This is a genomic window from Sulfitobacter sp. W074, from assembly GCF_025142275.1.
GTDB classification, from domain to species: Bacteria; Pseudomonadota; Alphaproteobacteria; order Rhodobacterales; family Rhodobacteraceae; genus Sulfitobacter; species Sulfitobacter profundi.
Genome location: NZ_CP081130.1, coordinates 1,079,248 through 1,097,719 on the forward strand (window position 1 = coordinate 1,079,248; position 18,472 = coordinate 1,097,719).

At 57.6% G+C, this 18,472-nt stretch carries 18 protein-coding genes and 1 pseudogene; 14 read left to right on the forward strand and 5 right to left on the reverse strand.

Features of this window, described 5'->3' with window-relative positions:
• Positions 1-30: 30 nt before the first annotated feature.
• The 3 genes from K3762_RS05330 (at position 31) to K3762_RS05340 (ending at position 3,105) form a co-directional block, all read left to right on the forward strand.
• On the forward strand, positions 31-963 hold the full coding sequence (locus tag K3762_RS05330; protein ID WP_260012063.1) for an aldo/keto reductase: 933 nt from the start codon (positions 31-33) through the stop codon (positions 961-963).
• A gap of 118 nt (positions 964-1,081) precedes the next feature.
• On the forward strand, positions 1,082-1,759 hold the full coding sequence (locus K3762_RS05335) for a TrkA family potassium uptake protein (RefSeq protein WP_093926265.1): 678 nt from the start codon (positions 1,082-1,084) through the stop codon (positions 1,757-1,759).
• Positions 1,760-1,809: 50 nt separating this feature from the next.
• Positions 1,810-3,105, forward strand: a complete 1,296-nt coding sequence (locus K3762_RS05340) for a TrkH family potassium uptake protein (RefSeq protein ID WP_260012066.1) — start codon at positions 1,810-1,812, stop codon at positions 3,103-3,105.
• A 175-nt stretch (positions 3,106-3,280) separates the two neighbouring features.
• On the opposite strand, the pseudogene K3762_RS05345 reads toward K3762_RS05340, so the two are convergent.
• From K3762_RS05345 to K3762_RS05355, 3 genes and pseudogenes are all read right to left on the reverse strand, one after another.
• Positions 3,281-3,398 (reverse strand): annotated as a pseudogene (locus K3762_RS05345) (ATP-binding protein); the annotation flags it as partial.
• 429 nt (positions 3,399-3,827) lie between these two features.
• Positions 3,828-4,697: a CoA ester lyase gene (locus K3762_RS05350; RefSeq protein ID WP_260012068.1), complete on the reverse strand. Its 870-nt coding sequence runs from the start codon at positions 4,695-4,697 to the stop codon at positions 3,828-3,830.
• A 1-nt stretch (position 4,698) separates the two neighbouring features.
• A complete protein-coding gene (locus K3762_RS05355; protein WP_260012069.1) occupies positions 4,699-5,925 on the reverse strand; it encodes a CaiB/BaiF CoA-transferase family protein in 1,227 nt (408 codons plus the stop codon).
• A gap of 76 nt (positions 5,926-6,001) precedes the next feature.
• On the opposite strand from K3762_RS05355, the gene K3762_RS05360 reads away from it, so the two are divergent.
• The 6 genes from K3762_RS05360 (at position 6,002) to K3762_RS05385 (ending at position 12,252) form a co-directional block, all read left to right on the forward strand.
• The gene (locus K3762_RS05360; protein ID WP_259948277.1) at positions 6,002-6,949 is read left to right on the forward strand and encodes a LysR substrate-binding domain-containing protein; all 948 of its coding nucleotides are present in this window, start codon (positions 6,002-6,004) and stop codon (positions 6,947-6,949) included.
• Positions 6,950-7,047: 98 nt separating this feature from the next.
• Entirely contained in the window at positions 7,048-8,025 is a 978-nt protein-coding gene (locus K3762_RS05365; RefSeq protein ID WP_260012071.1) for a TRAP transporter substrate-binding protein, read from the forward strand.
• 68 nt (positions 8,026-8,093) lie between these two features.
• Positions 8,094-8,627, forward strand: coding sequence for a TRAP transporter small permease (locus tag K3762_RS05370; protein ID WP_260012075.1), 534 nt, complete (start codon positions 8,094-8,096; stop codon positions 8,625-8,627).
• Positions 8,624-9,907, forward strand: a complete 1,284-nt coding sequence (locus K3762_RS05375; protein ID WP_260012077.1) for a TRAP transporter large permease — start codon at positions 8,624-8,626, stop codon at positions 9,905-9,907. The genes K3762_RS05370 and K3762_RS05375 overlap by 4 nt, the downstream gene beginning before the upstream one ends.
• Before the next feature lie 67 nt (positions 9,908-9,974).
• Positions 9,975-10,943, forward strand: a complete 969-nt coding sequence (locus K3762_RS05380) for an NAD(P)-dependent oxidoreductase (protein WP_260012084.1) — start codon at positions 9,975-9,977, stop codon at positions 10,941-10,943.
• Between the two features lies 1 nt (position 10,944).
• A complete protein-coding gene (locus tag K3762_RS05385; protein WP_260012087.1) occupies positions 10,945-12,252 on the forward strand; it encodes a glycerate kinase in 1,308 nt (435 codons plus the stop codon).
• A 248-nt stretch (positions 12,253-12,500) separates the two neighbouring features.
• Here K3762_RS05385 and K3762_RS05390 read toward each other — a convergent pair whose 3' ends face one another.
• Positions 12,501-13,286, reverse strand: coding sequence for an N-acyl homoserine lactonase family protein (locus K3762_RS05390; RefSeq protein ID WP_260012088.1), 786 nt, complete (start codon positions 13,284-13,286; stop codon positions 12,501-12,503).
• An 81-nt stretch (positions 13,287-13,367) separates the two neighbouring features.
• Between K3762_RS05390 and K3762_RS05395 the strand changes: the two genes are divergently transcribed.
• From K3762_RS05395 to K3762_RS05410, 4 genes are all read left to right on the forward strand, one after another.
• On the forward strand, positions 13,368-14,306 hold the full coding sequence (locus K3762_RS05395; RefSeq protein WP_260012090.1) for an NAD(P)-dependent oxidoreductase: 939 nt from the start codon (positions 13,368-13,370) through the stop codon (positions 14,304-14,306).
• Between the two features lie 77 nt (positions 14,307-14,383).
• Positions 14,384-15,421 (forward strand): TRAP transporter substrate-binding protein DctP, encoded by a 1,038-nt coding sequence (gene dctP, locus K3762_RS05400; protein ID WP_260012094.1) that lies wholly within the window; start codon positions 14,384-14,386, stop codon positions 15,419-15,421.
• A gap of 66 nt (positions 15,422-15,487) precedes the next feature.
• Positions 15,488-15,967, forward strand: coding sequence for a TRAP transporter small permease (locus tag K3762_RS05405; protein WP_260012102.1), 480 nt, complete (start codon positions 15,488-15,490; stop codon positions 15,965-15,967).
• The gene (locus tag K3762_RS05410) at positions 15,967-17,274 is read left to right on the forward strand and encodes a TRAP transporter large permease (protein ID WP_260012106.1); all 1,308 of its coding nucleotides are present in this window, start codon (positions 15,967-15,969) and stop codon (positions 17,272-17,274) included. Before K3762_RS05405 ends, K3762_RS05410 begins: the two co-directional genes overlap by 1 nt.
• A gap of 5 nt (positions 17,275-17,279) precedes the next feature.
• Here the strand turns inward: K3762_RS05410 and K3762_RS05415 are convergent, their stop codons facing one another.
• A complete protein-coding gene (locus K3762_RS05415) occupies positions 17,280-17,939 on the reverse strand; it encodes a GntR family transcriptional regulator (protein ID WP_260012109.1) in 660 nt (219 codons plus the stop codon).
• Between the two features lie 124 nt (positions 17,940-18,063).
• Here K3762_RS05415 and K3762_RS05420 point away from each other — a divergent pair, with 124 nt between their 5' ends.
• On the forward strand, positions 18,064-18,471 hold the full coding sequence (locus K3762_RS05420) for a carboxymuconolactone decarboxylase family protein (RefSeq protein WP_260012112.1): 408 nt from the start codon (positions 18,064-18,066) through the stop codon (positions 18,469-18,471).
• Position 18,472 lies beyond the last annotated feature (1 nt).

An 18,472-nucleotide genomic window follows, 5' to 3' on the forward strand; every position in this document is an offset into this window, starting at 1 on the left:
AGGCTCCCTTCCCAAACCGAAAGCTCGACGATGACCCGCATTCAAAGCAAGAACGGAACCCCCATCTCGCGATTGGGATTTGGCGCCATGCAATTTGGCCGTACGGCGGATGTGGGCAACGCCAAAGAGATGTTTGAGACCTGCGTCGCGGCGGGGATCAATCACTTCGATACGGCCTATAGCTATAATGGCGGCGCGTCTGAGAGCATGTTGGGGCAGATCTTGGGATCGAATGTCGATGATCTGATAATCGGTACGAAAGCCCCCAATGATCGGCCCGCCACTTCGGGCAACTTATACGCCGCCTTGGATGAAAGCCGCAAACGGCTGGGCGTGGATGGGGTGGATATCTATTACCTACACCGTTTTGACGCTGAAACACCTTTCGAAGAGACATTTGCCACCTTGGCCAAGATGCAGTCTCAAGGGCTGATACGCTACATCGGCGTGTCGAACTTTGCGGCTTGGCAGATCATGAAGGCGCAAGCGGTGTGTAAGGCGATCGGCACCCAGATTGATGTCTGCCAACCGATGTATAACCTTGTGAAACGACAGGTAGAGGTCGAAATTCTTCCGGCCTGCGCGGACCAAAACATTGCCGTTAGTCCTTTTTCGCCCTTGGGTGGGGGCTTGTTGACCGGGAAATACGCCAAAGGTGCCGAGGGGCGTTTGCAAGACGACAAGACCTATGCCGCACGCTATGGGCAGCCATGGATGCACGAGGTTGCGCGTGATTTGGCCACGCTATCGCAGCGTCTGGGTATTGCGGCCACCACCCTTGCCGTGGCGTGGGTTGCCCGGCACCCGGCGGTGACGTCAGCGCTTATTTCGGGCCGGAATGTTGACCAGTTGCAGCCTTCACTGGATGCGATGGGCTTGGACTTGTCCGGGGATAGCTACGCTGAAATTTCGCAACTAAGCCCGAAACCGACGCCCGCGACGGATCGGTCGGAGGAGACCTAAGCGTGATCGGTCGGTAAAACTAGAGCGCCTTCACCGCGCATAAATGTGAAACCCAAAAGCGCTCCGCTTCATTGACATCATTCTGCGTTGCGGCAATGTTCCGCGACAGTCAGTTTGAATGGACAGTAACGTGACGAAAATCAAAAGACGCACATTTGGTGTCGTTGGTTTGGGCAATTTCGGAAGCTCTGTTGCCAAGGAATTGCAACGTTTCGGCAACCACGTCATCGGCATCGACATCTCGGAGGCACGCGTTGCCAACCTCGCCGATACCCTGTCGCAGGCCATGATTGTGGACGCCCGCGATGATGCAGCGCTCCGTGATGCCGGGTTTGGTGACTGTGATACCGCCGTGGTGGCCATGGGGTCGGACCTAGAGGCGAGCATTCTATCGGCGATGAACCTTAAGCTCGTGGGCGTTCAGGTCGTCTGGGCCAAGGCAACGACCAGAACCCACCACAGGATCCTGAAGAAGCTCGGCGTGGACAGAATCGTGCATCCCGAGGTCGAGATCGGGCAGCATATCGCGCAGATCCTGCACAATCCGCTTTTGCGGGACTATGTCAGCCTCGGGAACGGTTACCATGTGGTTAACTTTCGCATCCCCGAGAGCTTGGAGGGCAGGCGGCTAACCGAGTTGCCGCATGGGAAAACTTATAATCTGCGCTGTATCGGGGTCATGCGGGGGAGCGAGTTCATCGGGCAGGATGGAGACGAATGTCAGTTGCAATGTGATGATCTGCTCTTGCTGTTGGGCCAGCGTAAAGACCTGCACAGCTTTGCGGCCAGCCTCTGACAATGCCCCTGTCGTTTCGGACCTTTCTGCGGCGGAAAAAGACCCTGCGGATGCCGCCGCCTGCGCTTTTGTCGCTCTATTATATGGCATTCATCATTCTGGGGGCCATTCTGCTCTGGCTGCCGATTTCGCATCACGGTGATATCGGTCTGGGCGAGGCGCTTTTCACCTCGACCTCCGCAGTAACGGTCACGGGGCTGGTGCTCGCCGATACCGGGGCGACATTCACGGGCTTTGGTCAAGCGGTGATCGCAGCGTTGATCCAGCTTGGCGGTCTTGGCCTGATGACCTTTGCGGTGCTGTTGCTGGGCGCGCTTGGTATTCCTATCGGCATGCCGCAACGGCTGATCCTGCGCGAGGACCTGAATCAGACATCACTGTCGAACCTGTCTTATATCGCCCGTATGATCCTGATCATCGCGGTTTCTTGCGAGGCGGTGGGTGCAGCGCTTCTGGCCCTTGTCTTTGTGCCTGAGTTCGGCTGGGCCGGGCTGTGGGAGGCGGTCTTTCACTCGGTTTCAGCCTTCAACAATGCCGGGTTTGCCCTGCACCCCGACAGCCTGTCGCATTGGGTGGGAAACCCGATCATCAATCTTGTGATCCCGGCGCTTTTCATCCTTGGAGGGCTTGGGTTTATCGTGGTGGGCGATGTGTATCGCAGCCGGAATTGGCGTAAACTGACCCTGCATTCCAAGCTGATGCTGGTTGGCACGGCACTGCTGATCACTTGGGGAAGTGTCATGTTTGGCCTACTCGAATGGGGCAACCCTGAGACCCTCGGCCCCTTGAGTGTCGTTGAAAAACTATGGGCAAGTTGGTTTCAAGGCACCACGCCGCGGACCGCCGGTTTCAACACGATCAACACCGGCGGGATGCACGACAGCACCTCCTTGCTGACAATGACGCTGATGCTGGTGGGGGGCGGCAGCACTTCGACGGCGGGCGGGATCAAGGTGACCACGCTCTTTGTCCTGCTGCTTGCCACGATCGCGTTCTTTCGGCGTCAGACGACATTGCACGCCTTTGGTCGGTCCTTGGGGCTGGACGAGGTGATGAAAGTCTTGGCTCTCACCACGATCTCCATGCTGCTGGTCCTGACGGGGGTTTTCGTCATGACAATCAACCACGACGGCCAGTTCACCGATATTGCCTTTGAGGTTACATCCGCTTTCGGAACGGTAGGCCTGTCGCGCGGTATTACGCCGGAGTTAGATGGCATCGGGCGCTTTATCCTCATGTTGATCATGTTCGTCGGGCGGGTCGGGCCCTTGGCAATCGGTTTTTTCCTCGCCACACGCAGCGTTCCTAAGGTGAAATATCCCTCAGGGCAGATTTATTTGGGGTGAGGGAAGGAAATTTGTCGGCCCGCCCCAGGCGACGCTTGGAGCATGCGGGACGATGCCGACGTTCGGTTCTGACCCGGTCTCGATCGATGCTCCAATGTGCTAGCGTGACTGTAGTTCTTACGTGTCGGCTCTGCCGAACATAGGTCGTTTGGTATCCATGCCTTGGTCCAACCCCTGCTGGTGGTCAGGGCTGATCTGCGTTCGTAGCGTTGTGAGATCAGTTCGAACAACAGCTCCGGACTGGTTTTACCCAGTGGCACAAAACTCAGTTCGTCGATGACCAGTAGTTTGACATCTTCGACCTCGGAACCGAGTTTTTCAGTTGGCCGTATTTCCAAGCCGAGATCGGAACTTGGACGTGGTTTTGCGACCTCTCCAGGCCTTGGCAGAAAGGCGCAGTCGAGAAAACAAACCGCCGCCTTCGAAGGTGATTGCCCTGTAGGCGGGACCTCCAACAATGCACAGACCACGATATTGAGGTGATTTGTGATCACCTCAATAACATGCCGCGTAAGTGCTTTGGATGGAAGACACCGGCCAAGGTCTTCCGCGAAAAGTTTTTCTAGGAATGCGATGACACTCCTACCTTAATCCCAACAGGAGCCGCAGTTCAAGTATCGCTCACACTAGGGCAATCTGCCTATCTGCGTGAGCTCGACGGCAATCTGATCGAAGCCGATGTTTGCGAGTAAACGTCTGATAACCGAGCGAAATGCGTCAGGCTAGATCTCTGGCGCAAGCTGGCCACATCGGACTAGAAGTTTGCGCGCCCGCGCGACGATCGGTGCGTCGACCATTCTGCCCGCCAGCGTGAATGGGCGCCCCTTATTGTCGCGATCTCCTTGCACGACGGCGCGAGCCTCAGCGATCTCGGCATCGGAAGGCCTGAAGATCGCGTCGATCGCCCCAAGTTGCTTCGGGTGAATGGCCACGACAGCGTCAAAACCCATGCGCTTTCCGGCCTCAAGCTGGCGCTTATAGCTTTCCATGTCGGTAATCTCGGCGATAGAGCCGGGCGAACCGATGGCCATCAACCCGCCGCTGCGAGCGGCCGTGATCAGGGATTGGGCATGGGCGGTCATGACTTCAGGGGTCGACACAGCGCCCAATTCCAACGCCAGGTCCTCTGGGCCCAGCATCAGGGCAGCGTGGCGGTCCGGGCGGGTCTGAGCAATGCGCGGCATTCTGAGCAGTCCCAGGCTGGACTCGATTTGCGATACGATTACCTGCGGCCCGCTTGGTGAAAGCGCGTCCAGGATTTCAGCCACGATGCGCACGTCGGATTCGCGTTCGACCTTGGGCACCATAATGGCGTCAGCCCCGGCTGCGACAGCGGCCTCGAGGTCCGGGAAGAGAAGCATCCAAGGTTTGTTGATCCGCACCGAGATATGCCCGATGCCAGCTCGCAGCCGGGCGATGTCAGCAGCTAACCCTGACCGGGCGCGCTCCTTTTCCTGCGGCGGGATCGCATCTTCCAGATCAACAATCACGGCTGGAACCCTCTTGGCAGAGGCGCTGTCCAACAGTTTGGTGTTGCCCGCCGGGACGAACAAAGCCGACGTCAAAGGGCTTAGCCGCAGGGCTGCACGCATGTCACACCTCCTCCTCAAGGTCTGTCGGAAGGGCGAGGATACCATCTTGCACCAGCCGCGCGATGTCGTCGGCGCTACACCCGAAGTCTTTCAGAAGATCAGGGCCGTCTGCCCCGAGACTGGGCCCGATATGGGTGATAGCGCCGGGGGTACGGGACATGCGCGGCGATACGGCATGCATCGGGAAGTCTGTTGATCCGGGATCCGGGACCTCCTCGATCACTCCACGGCTGGTGATATAGGAATGTCCGTCAAGGTCTTTATAGGTAGCCACAATTCCAATCGTGACTTCAGCGGTCGAAAACAGGTCCATGATGTCGCTCCGGGTTCGGGTCCGGATAAAGTCGGCGACGATCTGGTCGCAATCATTCAGATTGCGGACCCGATCCGAATTGGTACGGAAGCGTGGGTCGTCGACCAGCTCGGGCCGCCCAATCGCCCGGAATACCCGTTCAGCCATGGCTTGAGTGGAGGCAGAGAGGGCGACGAACCCCCCGTCCGACGTTTCATAGATGTTGCGGGGTGCCGAAAGTTCTGACAGCGATCCCATCCGGCCGGGTTCTCGCCCGCTAAGCCGCAAGTTTGCGATTTGCGGCCCGAGCGCCGCAAACATCGGTTCGAACAGGGAAAGATCGACCACTTGACCGGTACCGTCACGATCGCGCGCGCGCAGGGCCATCAGCACCGCCGTCGCTCCAGACTGGCCCGCAATCATATCAGCGAGCGCAAGCGGAGGCAGGACCGGCGGCCGGTCTTCAAATCCGTTCATCGCGGCAAAACCCGACATGGCCTCGATCAGGCTGCCGAACCCAGGGCGGTCCCGCCAAATGCCGGTCTGGCCCCAGCCCGAAATCCGCACCACGATCAGGCCGGGATTGTTTTCCAGAAGGCTGTCCGGTGCAAGGCCCATCTTCTCAAGCGTACCGGGCCGGAAGTTTTCGACCAGCACGTCAGCCCCGTTGATCAGACGTTTCAGCACAGCCATGCCATCGGGGTGCCGGAAGTCCAATGCAATGGATTTTTTGTTGCGGCAATAGGTTTTCCAGAAGGTCGAGACGCCTTCAACTTTCCAGTTTCTCAAATCATCCCCGCGACCGGGTTTCTCGACCTTGATCACCTCGGCGCCAAAATCGGCCAAGATATGGGTGACGATATTGCCCGACACAAGTCTGGATAGGTCGATCACGGTGATGCCGGTCAGCGGCGGCTGCGCGTTTGTTTGAGTCAAGTTAATCTCCTGTCGTTTTCGCCTTGATGTCACGAAACGTTCAATAAAGGCTTGATGCTTAGCATAAAGATTTCTTATGACTAACGTTGTGGATATCAAGAAACTCAGAACTTACGTCCTTGTTGCCGAGCTTGGATCGATCTCAGCTGCAGCCCGTGCGGCGAAACTGGCCCAACCTGCGGTTAGCCAACATCTGAAGGCACTTGAGGCCGAATTCGGCATGCGCCTTTTTGATCGGCGGCGACAGGGTGTCGTTCCGACCGAAGCAGGTCAGCGGCTGTGGGGGCATGCGACACAGATCCTGTCGCATTACGATCGCGCTCGCAGTGAAGTTCAGGAGCTGCAAGGCAGGGCGGTCGGTCCAGTGACGCTCGGCTTGCCCACCACGGTTGCGGCGACAGTCTCGGCTCCGTTATTGCGACGAATGGCTGTCAAACATCCCGAAGTACGCTTGCGAATCGTGGAATCAATGTCGGGGCATTTACGCGAATGGGTGGACAATGGTCGGGTTGACCTCGCGGTGTTGTTCGAGGCCTTAGACGCACAGCGCAGTGATGGTGAAATTCTCCTGCACGAGGGGCTTTCGCTGATCAGTTCGGCTTGTGATCCGCGCTTTGCGGACGTAGCTAGCCTGCCTGCGTCGGCGCTGTCGGGTTTGCCTCTGGTTCTACCCGGGCGGCCGCATTCACTGAGGGTGCTGATTGAACGCTTCGCCGCGCAAAACGATATCAGTCTCGATATTAGATTCGAACTGGATGCCACGATCGCAATGCGGCAGATGGTGGCTGAGGACCACGCCTATACCATACTGTCGCATCCTCCGGTTCATGCCGACGTCGTCATGGGAGCGCTGCGCTCTACCCCGATCGTCTCGCCACGGCTTGAGCGAAGACTGGTATTCTGCCGGTCTCCAGTACATCCCTTTTCAGAAGCGTTTCAGGCTGTACGGCGCGAGCTTGGGCAGGCGATACAAGCCCTGCGTGAAACCCATGGCTGGGAGTCTTGGGTGATCAAATCCATTTAGGCATAAGGAATTCTTATGTCAGGTAGTCTTATTTGTCCTGTTTGCAAGGTATTCGTTCCGTGTTCCAGTACCGCTTAATGTTCAAGAGGGAGGACACCATGAACACGTTTAAAAGGATCAAGACCGGAATTCTTGCCAGTGGACTGGCGCTGCTGGCACACACTGCAGTGGCCGATGAAATAAAGCTGGCACACGTTGGCAATCCAGGATCGCTTTACGATGTATCGGCGAACCATTTTGCTGAAGTCGTGAACGCTCGACTGCCCGAGGGCTGGAGCGTTGAGACTTACGGCGCAAGCCAGTTGGGCGATGATCAGGAGCTTCTGCAAAAGCTGCGCCTTGGTACCGTAGACTTGGCCCTGCCTAGTTCGGTGATGTCCTCGGTGGACGAACGCTTTGGCGTCTTCGAACTGCCTTATATCACCAAGAGTAGGGCGCATGTCGACGCACTCCGCGAAACGATTCTGCCTGAAATCCTCGTGCCAGCTGCGAGAGACAAAGGTTACGAAGTGCTGTCCATGTGGGAGAGCGGATATCGCCATATGACTAACTCCAAGCGCCCGATTGCGTCGCCAGAAGACCTGGTAGGGATAAAAATTCGCATGTCGAAAAGCCCCTGGCGTGTCGCGGCCTTCGAATCCTACGGGGCCAACCCGACACCGATGGCGTTTTCCGAGGTTTTCGTTGCCTTGCAGACAGGCGTAGTGGACGGTCAGGAAAACCCGATCTCCATCATTTACGCGACCCGCTTCAACGAAGTGCAGAAATATCTTTCGCTTAGCGGCCACATTTATGCGCCGGTTTATTTGGTCGCGGGCAGCAGCTTGGGGAAGTTCCCGGAAGAGGTGCAGACGATCCTGCGCGAGGGCGCAGAGGAAACGTTGGCCTGGAATCTTGCCAAGTCCCAAGAGCTGGAAGCCGAGCAGCTGAAGCTGTTGCAGGACGCGGGGATGGAGGTCAACGAGGTTGATACCACTGCATTCGTCGAGGCGACACGCGCAGTTCAGAACGCATTCGCCGAGAATGTCGAGGGCGGCCGGGTGCTGATCGACGCGGTACGCGCTGCTGCCCCCTGAAGCAGTTCCGGAACATGCCAGCGCGGCGATACGGTCGCGCTGGTCGTATTTCAAGATTTGGGGGTCCCATGACATATCACGCCGTTACCGGCGGCGCACGGGCCATATTGGCCTTTGAACGCCGCTACGATCTTGTACTGAAATCCGTGTCGGGTTTGTTCACCTGCGCCATGCTAGTGGTCCTTCTACTCGGGGTCAGCAGCCGAAAGCTTGGTATTGGTCTTCAGTGGTATGACGAGGTTGCCACGATCCTGCTGGCTTGGCTGACCTACATCGGGGCTGCTCTTGTCGCCCTGCACGGCAGCCATATCGGGATGGACAACTTGGTGGTCCGCGCTCGCGGGGCACTACGCACCGGGCTGATCGTCTTGCGGGCGGCCCTAATCTGCCTGTTTTTCATCGTCCTGGCCTGGCATGGCATCAGGGTGATGCAGGTGATGTCCGGGTTCAATTTGATCACGGTTCCCTGGATGCCCGTGGCCGTGGTGCAGGGGATCATTCCGCTTGGATCGGTGCTGTTCATCCTGTCCGAGACCCTTGCTACCCGCCGGCAGTTACTGGGGATGGGCCGCTACCAACCGAACGAAGGAACAATCGAATGACCGGTTTTCTAATGCTTGCGGTCATGATTGGGCTAACGCTCATCGGGCTGCCGATTGCGATTGCTCTGGCCCTGTCGGCCATGGGGACACTGTATGTCATGGGCGGCTGGTCCGACTTGAGCAGTACCGCAATGACCATGTATAGCGGTACCACCTCGTTTCCGCTGCTGGCGATCCCGATCTTCATCCTAGCTGGCGGGATCATGAACCAGACGAGCATCTCGCGCCGTCTGATCGATTTTGCCTCCTCGCTGGTCGGTTTCGTCCGTGGTGGGCTGGGTATGGTGAATGTCACGACCTCATTGTTCTTTGCCGAGATCAGCGGTTCGGCGGTGGCAGACGTGGCAGCGACAGGTTCTATCCTTGTGCCCGCAATGAAGCGCAAAGGTTATTCGGCAGCATTTGCCGCCGCCGTCACATCTTCATCGGCGTCGCTGGCGATCATCATCCCCCCGTCGATCCCGATGATCCTTTACGCGGTCATGGCCAATACCTCGGTCGTGCAGATGTTCGTAGCGGGAGTCGTTCCGGGACTGCTGGGCGGGGGACTTATGATGTTGGTCTGCTACCTGCATGCGCGACGCAACAAGATGGGAACGGATGGCATCTTTGCCTGGGGCGAACTGGGTAGGGCCTTCCGCGAGGCCAGTTGGTCCCTTCTGTTGCCTGTCATCGTTTTGGGTGGCATCTTCGGCGGCATCGTAACGGCGACCGAAGGGGCGGCTATCGCGGTGCTGACGGCGCTGCTAATCGCAGGAATTCTGTACCGCGAGTTGACACTTAGAGGTCTGGCCGCCGCGTTTATCGAGGCGGCCCAGCACACAGCGATCGTCATGCTGCTTGTTGCGGCCTCGGCTCTGGTTGGTACGGTACTAACCGAATTGCGCTATCCGCAACAACTGGCCTCAGCCATTCTCGAGATCACGCAAAATCCGATCCTGGTACTGGCGATGCTGAATGTTCTGCTGCTGATCCTGGGTCTGTTCTTGCATTCCTCTGCGGCCATTGTGCTCGTAGTACCGATCGTGATGCCGATTGTGACGGCCGTGGGAATTGATCCGGTACACTTCGGTATCGTCGTGACGCTGAACATGGCAATCAGCCAGCAGACACCGCCCGTTGCCAGCGTTCTCATCACGGCATGTTCTGTCGCGCGCGAGAATGTCTGGAACGTGGCGCGGGCGAACGTGCCCTTTGTGATCTTGCTGCTGGGACTGTTGTTGCTCGTAACCTACGTGCCCTTCGTCAGCCTCGGCCTCGTAGAATATTTCTACCGCTGACGGTGCATTCTGGTCCAAGCCGAAATACCGGCCCGGATCGGATCAATGCCCCATAGAAAGGATCAGTATGTCGAACGAAAATCATATAGTCTTCCTCGACCGGGCGACCCTGCCCGAGGATATAGAACCGGACTTCTCGGCGGTCGCCGGCACCTATGTCGCGCACGACCGGACCGAGACCCAACAGACCGCCGATAGGTTGAAAACTGCGACCATCGCGATCACCAACAAGGTGCGGATCGGCTCGGCCGAACTGGAGGCCGCGCCCGAACTGCGGCTGATCGTGGTGGCTGCCACGGGCACCGATTGTGTTGATGTTGCTGCATGCAGCCTGCAAGGGATCTCGGTTTGCAACGTACGCGATTACGCGCAGGCCACGGTGCCCGAACATGTCTTTGCGCTTATCCTTGGGCTGCGTCGGTCGATCGGAGCCTACCATGGTTCGGTTCAGCGGGGGCGGTGGCAGGAAGCAGGCCAATTCTGCTATTTCGACTATCCTGTCGATAACCTCTCAGGGCAGGTTCTGGGGATTATGGGTTCGGGCGCGCTTGGCTCTCGTGTGGCCGAATTGGGCCGGGCCTTCGGCATGGAGGTTCTGTTTGCCGGGCGCCGAGGCGATTTGGCACCGCAACACCCGAGGACACCTTTCCCCGAGGTATTGCAGAGGGCGGACGTGATCTCGCTGCATCTTCCATTGACTTCGGATAGCCGCGGATTGCTGAGCACTGGGGAATTCAACCAGATGGCGCGCAGGCCGATCGTAATCAATACTGCTCGGGGCCCGTTGATCGACGAGATCGCGCTGCTTGAGGCATTGAACACCGGTCAAGTTTCCGGTGCTGGTATCGACGTTGCCATGCCTGAGCCACCGCCTGAAGGGGGGCCGTTGATGCAGATCGCCCGGCATTCCCGCGCGATCGTGACCCCCCATGTTGCCTGGGCCGGACGGCAGGCGATACACACGCTTGCCGAACAGTTGCAGGCCATGGTGCTTGCTGGGATCGCGGGTAAACCCTTCAACTTGGTAGCGCCCTGATATGACGGATTTCCAAACCAATATCGCGCTTGAGCCAGAACTTGTGCCCAGCCTTGCCTTGGATCGCGCCTTTTTGCGGGCAATTTTCGACAAGGCTGTCGAAGCCGCCGATCCGATGCTTGTCATTTCCCGTACCCTGCCGCCGCGCCCGCCGGGTCGTGTCGTAGTAATCGGGGCCGGCAAAGCTTCGGCCCGCATGGCAGAAGCGGTCACCTCTGTCTGGGGGGGCTGCGAGGGCCTGATCCTGACGCGTGATGGCTATGCGAGACCTGCGCCGGGTATCCGTGTGATCGAAGCCGCACATCCTGTGCCAGACTTGCGGGGGCAGGCGGGGACCGAGGCGTTGTTCGACCTTTTGAAAACCTGCGAGCCCGGTGATTTTGTGCTGGCCTTGATATCGGGCGGCGGATCGGCCTTGTTGACAAAGCCTGCAGGGCGGATCTCGCTGTCGCAGGAACAGCAGATGACACGCGCCATGCTGGCATCTGGAGCGCCGATCCATGACATGAATATCATTCGCAAGCACCTTTCAATCGCCAAGGGGGGGGCACTGGCAGCAGCCTGTTCCGCGCCCATGCTGAGCCTGATCATCTCGGACGTTCCGGGGGATGACATGGCGGCCGTGGCTTGTGGTCCGACTGTCGGTGACTGCTCGACCGCTCAGGAGGCCCGCGCCCTTTTAGAGCTCTGGTCGATCCCCGTCACGCCCGAGATGGATGCGGTGCTGGACGGTCCGCCGCTGACCTGCCGGCCTGGAGCCGATGCGCTGTCGCGGGTCGAGAACAGGATTGTCGCGGCCCCTTCACAATCGCTTCTGGCTGCCGCGAAATTGGCGCAGGCTGAGGGAATGTCGGTTCGCATCCTTGGAGACGCGCTGGAAGGCGAAGCCTGTGATCTGGCTCGCCACCACGCGCGGATGGCGCTAGACCTGCAGGCGGGGATGAAGCTGGGCGATGCGCCGCTGCTCCTGCTCTCGGGCGGAGAATGCACAGTCACGCATCGGGGCGAGGGGATTGGCGGGCCGAACGCAGAATACGCGCTGGCTCTTGCGGTCGCCTTGCAGGGACGTCCGGGTGTCGCGGCGCTTGCCTGCGATACGGACGGCGTCGATGGAGCGGCGGATGTCGCGGGAGCGGTGGTAGACGCGCAAACCCTGCACCGGGCGGTCTCACTGTCTGTTGACCCGGAAAGGGCGCTTTGGAATCATGATAGCCATAGTTTCTTCGCTGCGCTCGGCGATCAGGTCATTACAGGCCCAACGCTTACCAATGTGAACGACTTCCGCGCCATTCTTATTCGCCCTTCCTGATGCAATCCTGTCCGAGGCGAAAGGCGACCCTATACGGCCACGTCACTATTGAAAGCAGCCTGAATCAAAATTGAAGCATCGCGTAGTATCTGGCCCCTCGGTCGCGATGGGTACTGCAACTTCCCGCAACACTCGGTCTGCAGCATTTGAGAGCAGTATCTGACGCCTTCCGCCAATGGTGGAACCCGAGACGGGTATGTCGGCCTATTCCTTCGATTCCCTGCTCAAATTAATGAGCAGAACGAGACTCAACGACCCACAGTCCTCGCCGGTCCAATTCGTACTGTCTCCTGCGTCCCCTCCAGCCTTGGCCAGTCGTGCAGAACAGCCGGATCGTGACCAGGAACAATCACACCTTGGTCCCCAGCGAGCTCCCGCAGCCGGCGGTAACCGTCCAACACTTGCTCCTTGTCGGCGAAAGCGGGGAAGATCTCTGAGGTCTCGATAAATCGTGCCAGATGTGCGGCATCGGAGGCAAGAACAACCCGCACGGCCGCATCCGCTACAACGACCTGTAAGCCGGCTGAATGACCGCCGATCAGATGAACGTCGAGGCCGGGGTAGATCGTATAGTCTCCCTCGTGAAAAACGATACGATCTGCGTAGACTAAGCGTACCGCATCGACCGTGCTTTCAACCGAAAAAGGGCGCCGCATTCCTGCATCGCACATGCATCGCCCTGTCGCGAAAGCCATTTCACGATCCTGAAGGTGAAAGCGCGCATTTGCAAAGCGATCCAGATTACCCGCGTGATCATAGTGCAAGTGAGTGATTACGATATCATCAATATCGTCGGGCACGACGCCGATCTCGGCCAGCGCATCAACGGGGTGCCGCAACATTCTACGCCCGCGCGCCTGTCCTTCGCCAGTCTCAAATCCCGTATCCACAAGCACGGTCCGTTTGCCGTCACGCAGGAGCCAAACAAAGTAATCCAGTCGACCGATCTGGTCGTGTGGATCGGCATCTAGCGCCAATTCATGGGCACAAAGATCGGCAGTTCCGTATCGCAGCGCGAGGACTTCCCATGTCATTCGGACATCCTATCATTGTTAAACTTACGATTGTCTGATTGTATGAATGTCGAATTTAAAGCCAAGGCGCAAGAGGACGACATGACTGCAGAAAAATCAGACTTACCGAAGATCACCTTTCTCGGACTCGGACAAATGGGCCTCCCCATGGCCGCGAATCTGGTCTCGGCCGGCTATCGCGTACAAGGTTGCGACCTATCAGAAGCAGCACGCCTCCAAGGATCGAAAGCTGGAATACTTACAAGTGCAACGCCTGTGGAAGTAGCAAGCCAAACTGATATTATTATTACAATTTTGCCGAACGGAGGAATCGTGCGCGAGGCCTTGCTTGGCGCAGATGGCGCGCTGGCCGGAAATGCGCAGCCTAGCCTCGTGATTGACATGAGCTCATCCGCCCCAACAGAGACCATTGCGCTCGGCGACGACTTAGTAGCACGGGGCATCGTTCTGATGGATGCTCCTGTATCTGGGGGCCGCAAACGGGCGATAGATGGTAGTTTAACAATCATGGCTGGCGGTGCGGATGCGGTCATCACACAAGCCGAACCCGCCCTTTTGGCAATGGGCGAACGCGTGTTTCGATGCGGCGGGTTGGGCGCCGGGCATGCCATGAAGGCGATCAACAACTACGTTTCCGGCGCAGGTGCCGTAGCGGCAATGGAAGCGGTGGTTCTAGGACGAAGCTTCGGGCTCGACCCGGAAAAGATGGTCGATATCCTCAATGTTTCGACAGGGCGCAACAACACGACTGAAGCGAAGCTCCGTCAGTTCATCCTATCGGAAAGCTACGCGTCAGGTTTCGGCTTAGGGCTTATGGCCAAGGATATCGGCATCGCTGCGGAGTTGGCCGAGGCCCAAGGTGTTAAGCTACCAACGCTTCGAGCGATGGCTGCGCTCTGGCGAGATGCAGCTGATGTCCTCAAAGAGGGCTCTGACCATACCGAAATGTTCCGTTATCTCGTTCGCGCCCAGAGTAAAAAAAATGAAAGTAATTTGACAGATTGTCTGATCATCTGTTGATTTATGCTTAGATTTCGGTTTTTCTCTTAGCGAGACAAAAACCACAATTGGTTATCAAGTTTTCTGGGAGGAGCATCATGACCAAATTCACACCTTTACTTTTCGGGGCTTCCCTTGGCCTAGCGGCCGCTACGGGACCTGCCTTGGCTGAAATCGACAACCTGTCGCTGCAACTGGGGTCGCCCTTTCCCGAGGGTGTCTATCTATCGGATATCGACCGCTTCGTTGCTGATGAGCTTACCAAACGGTCGGACGGAAAGATCGAAGTGGACCTCAACTTCTCCAACGCGCTTGGCAGCCCAGCAGAGATCATTCCGTTGGTCGGCGCTAGTGCCGTAGGCCTTGGCGGTGTCGTCACCGGCTATCACGTTGGCGAGATGCCCTTCGCCGGTCTGACCAACGCAGTGCCTGCCACCTTTGAGTCCGACACAGTTTTAGATATCACTGAAACTCTCTACACCGAAAACGAAACAATTCTCGCAGAATTCGAGCGACTAAACCTCAAGCCGTTGGTTCTACGCCACCTGCCCCAATACACGCTGCTTTGCACCGAACCCGTGCGCACAATGGCGGATTTGAAGGGTAAAAAGGTTCGCAGCTATGGCGCCTATATTCCGCAAATGCTCGAAGCGCTCGGCGCGACGCCGGTCAATCTCTCAATGCCCGAGATGTACGAATCGCTTCAGCGCGGCGTTGTCGATTGCGTCTATTGGACCCGATCACTCACCGTGCCGTTCAAGCTGCACGAGGTGGCCAAATACATGTCCGATCTCGAATTGGGAGCGATCAATGCCGTGACGCTCTTTACCAGCGTCGATAACTGGAATTCCTGGTCACCCGAAACGCAGGCCCTCTTCAACGAAGTAGCGCAAGAGGCTAAGGAAATGTCAGTGCCGATGACGCAGGAAGTAGAGGATGCAGCGCTCAAAGTAATGCGTGAGAACGGTGTCGAGATCGTCGAGTTTGAGGAGAAGGAAGCCGCGATGGCGGCCATTCCCGACATGCTAAACCTTTGGGTGGAGCAAGTCTCCGAGCGCTCGCCCGATCTGGCCGCGTCCGCTGAGGCTACTGCCAATCAGGTGCGCGAACTGATGAGAGACGCGAACGACTCGTAAGGGAGCGCAGCACGACACTCGCCGGGCGCGGGTGTCGTACGTCCCATCAACACTTCGGAGAAACCTTTGTCCCTGATAGATACCTTATTGAGTGCCTTCGTCGTCGGCTGCACCTTGTTGGCGGCAGTCCTGATCGTGGGGATCGCTGCGTTGGGGTTTGCCGATGTCGTCGGTTACCAGCTCTTCCAAAGCGGCGTGCCCGGAGCGCTCGAACTCGCGTCGAAATCGCTCGGAGCGGCATTCTTCCTGGCATTGCCACTGGCACAATACCGGCGCAGCCATGTCGCTGTTGATATTGTGTCGAACCTGATGCCGCGCATCGTGCAGAGGCTGTTCGGCATATTCGGCCTGCTCGCATCGCTTGTCGTATTCGCGATCATAGGCTGGCAGGCGATCGACTTGGTCGAGAAAAGTTATCTTATGCAGGAAAGCGCGCAGGGAATCCTGTCGTTCGCTGTCTGGCCCTTCAAGGTCAGCGTTCTGGTCGGCACCGTTGGGTCGGCAGTAATCGCATTGATCCAAATTTTTGATTGGAGGGAAGCCTGATGGAGCCGTTGTCTCTCGGTGCGATAGCAATTCTCGTGGTGATGTTCCTCGTTACCGTGCGGGTGCCAGTCGCGATCGCGCTTTTCCTGGTGGCGTTCGGCGGAATGTGGATGTCCCGGGGCCTACCTTTCGCGCTTATCCAGGCCCAATTGGTGCCTTTCGCAACCGTTTCCACCTATACTTTCGTGGTGGTGCCAATGTTCATTCTGATGGGGGCGATCATGTCCTCTTCGGGCGTGGTGAAAGAGCTTTATCACTTTGCACAGCTATCACTCGCACGGTTTCGCGGCAGTCTCTACCATGCGACGGTCGTCGGCTCGACACTGTTTGCCGCAATCTCCGGCTCGACCATTGTGAACTCCGCCATGTTCACAAAGATCGCCATGCCCGAGATGATGGACCGTGACTACAATAAAGCGTTTGCGGCTGGTTGCATCGCCGGGGTTGGCACGCTTGCCGCACTGATCCCGCCATCGCTGTCCTTCATCATCTTTGGCATTCTGACAGGGGAAAGCATCGGCCGGCTACTAGTGGCCGGTATTCTTCCGGGCATGCTGACGGCAGCGCTGTTCATGATGGCCATCGCAGTCATGCTACGCTGGAAGCCGCATTGGGCACCGCATATCGAAGAGATTCCGCCGTTGCGGGAAAAACTCCGTGCGCTTAGGGCGATCTGGCCAGTCATGCTGCTGATCCTACTCGTACTCGGCGGGATCTATTCAGGTATTATGCCACCCTCCGGCGCGGGCGCTGTTGGCGTCGTCGGCGCTATTGTAATCGCACTCGCTCGGCGCAAGCTTTCGGCGCGCGATTTCGGGGAAAGCGTGGAGTCGACACTTGGGCTGACTGCGGCGCTATTCTTCATCATCATCGGTGGCGCACTATTTTCCCGTTTTCTACTGACGTCCGGCTTCATTGGAGACGTAAACGATTTTATGGCGGCGAATGCGGTCACGCCGATGGTCTTCCTCGGCATGATCATCGTTCTCTACCTCGTGCTGGGTATGTTCGTTGATCCAATCTCGATCATGGTCATGACGCTGCCGTTTCTATTTCCGGTATCGCAGGCAATGGGTATCGACCCGATCTGGTTCGGGGTTGTCGTGGTCAAGCTCGTCGAGATTGCGGTGATATCGCCTCCTGTCGGCATGAACCTCTTCGCTGTGGTGAGCGCATCGGAAGGTCAAGTCGAAACCAAGGATGTCTTTGCCGGTATCTTACCCTTCATCGTGGCCGAAGTGATATGCTTGGTTCTCATCTTCGCATTCCCTGTGATTGCGACATTTCTGTCGGATAGCATGGGATGAAGGCGCTATTCGGACATTTGCGCCAACGCTGCCCGCGATGCATTCTCGATATGAATGTGACAGGCCGCTTCGGCACGATCAGCATCTCCGGCCCGGATCGCAGCCGCGATTTCGCGAATTTCCAGAATGGAATGGGGCAGCCTTTCGCTGTTACTCATCGAGGTGAAGCGCAGCGTACTTATCTGGTTGTGCAAGCTCGTAAGGAACTTAGTGACATAGGCGTTGCCGCAGCGATCCATCAGCAGCGCGTAGAAGGCAGTTTTCGTCTGGACCATGTCGGCGCGCGATCCAGCATCGCAGGCGGCTACGAAAGCGTCGATTGCGGCATCGAGCGCGTCGGCGAATTCGGGGGTAACTTGACGCGCGCAGGACGCACCAGCAAAGGCCTCAAGCATACCGCGCACCGCGTAGAGGTGTGCGGCATTCTCGGGCGACACTTGCGTAACCGATGGTCCTTTGTGCGGCGTGTTTTCGATAAGACCTTCGGCCTCCAACTGCCGCAGGGCTTCGCGTACCGATGTACGGCCTACACCAAGCGTTTCGCAAAGTTCGCGCTCAATCAAACGCTGTCCGGGCTTAAACATACCCCCCGCAATCGCATCCCTGATTTTGTCCTCGACCAGCCCACGCAGCGTCGCGTGCCGTTTCTCGACCAGCATGTCCATCTTGCTTCCTCACTTAAAGTACCTGAATGCGCCGGGCGCCATGGCATGACGCACCATCCAAATTGTCAGATTGTCGCATAATATAGCGGCTAGGCTCATTGTCTCAACCTAAAAGGAGTTCTAAATGAATGTTTCATCCAAACCCGACTTGTCAAAGGTCTCAGAGAGTTTCGAGAAGGGGCTTCAGACCCGGCGCGAAGTCTTGGGGGATACCTATGTTGACCAATCGGTGAATAATGCGACCGAATACAACTTTCCCATGCAAGAGCTGGTTACGGAGTATTGCTGGGATACGATATGGAATCGCCCTGGCCTCGACCGGCGTGCGCGTTCAATCCTGAACCTTGGCATGATTGCCGCACTAGGGCGCAAAGACGAACTGAAGCTGCATGTCCGCGGCGCGCTGCGCAACGGCATCACCAAAGAGGAGCTGCGCGAGATCTTCATGCAGATCACAATCTACTGTGGTGTGCCTGCCGGGATTGACAGTTTTCGCACCGCGCAGGAAGTCATGCGCGAGTTCGAAGACTGAA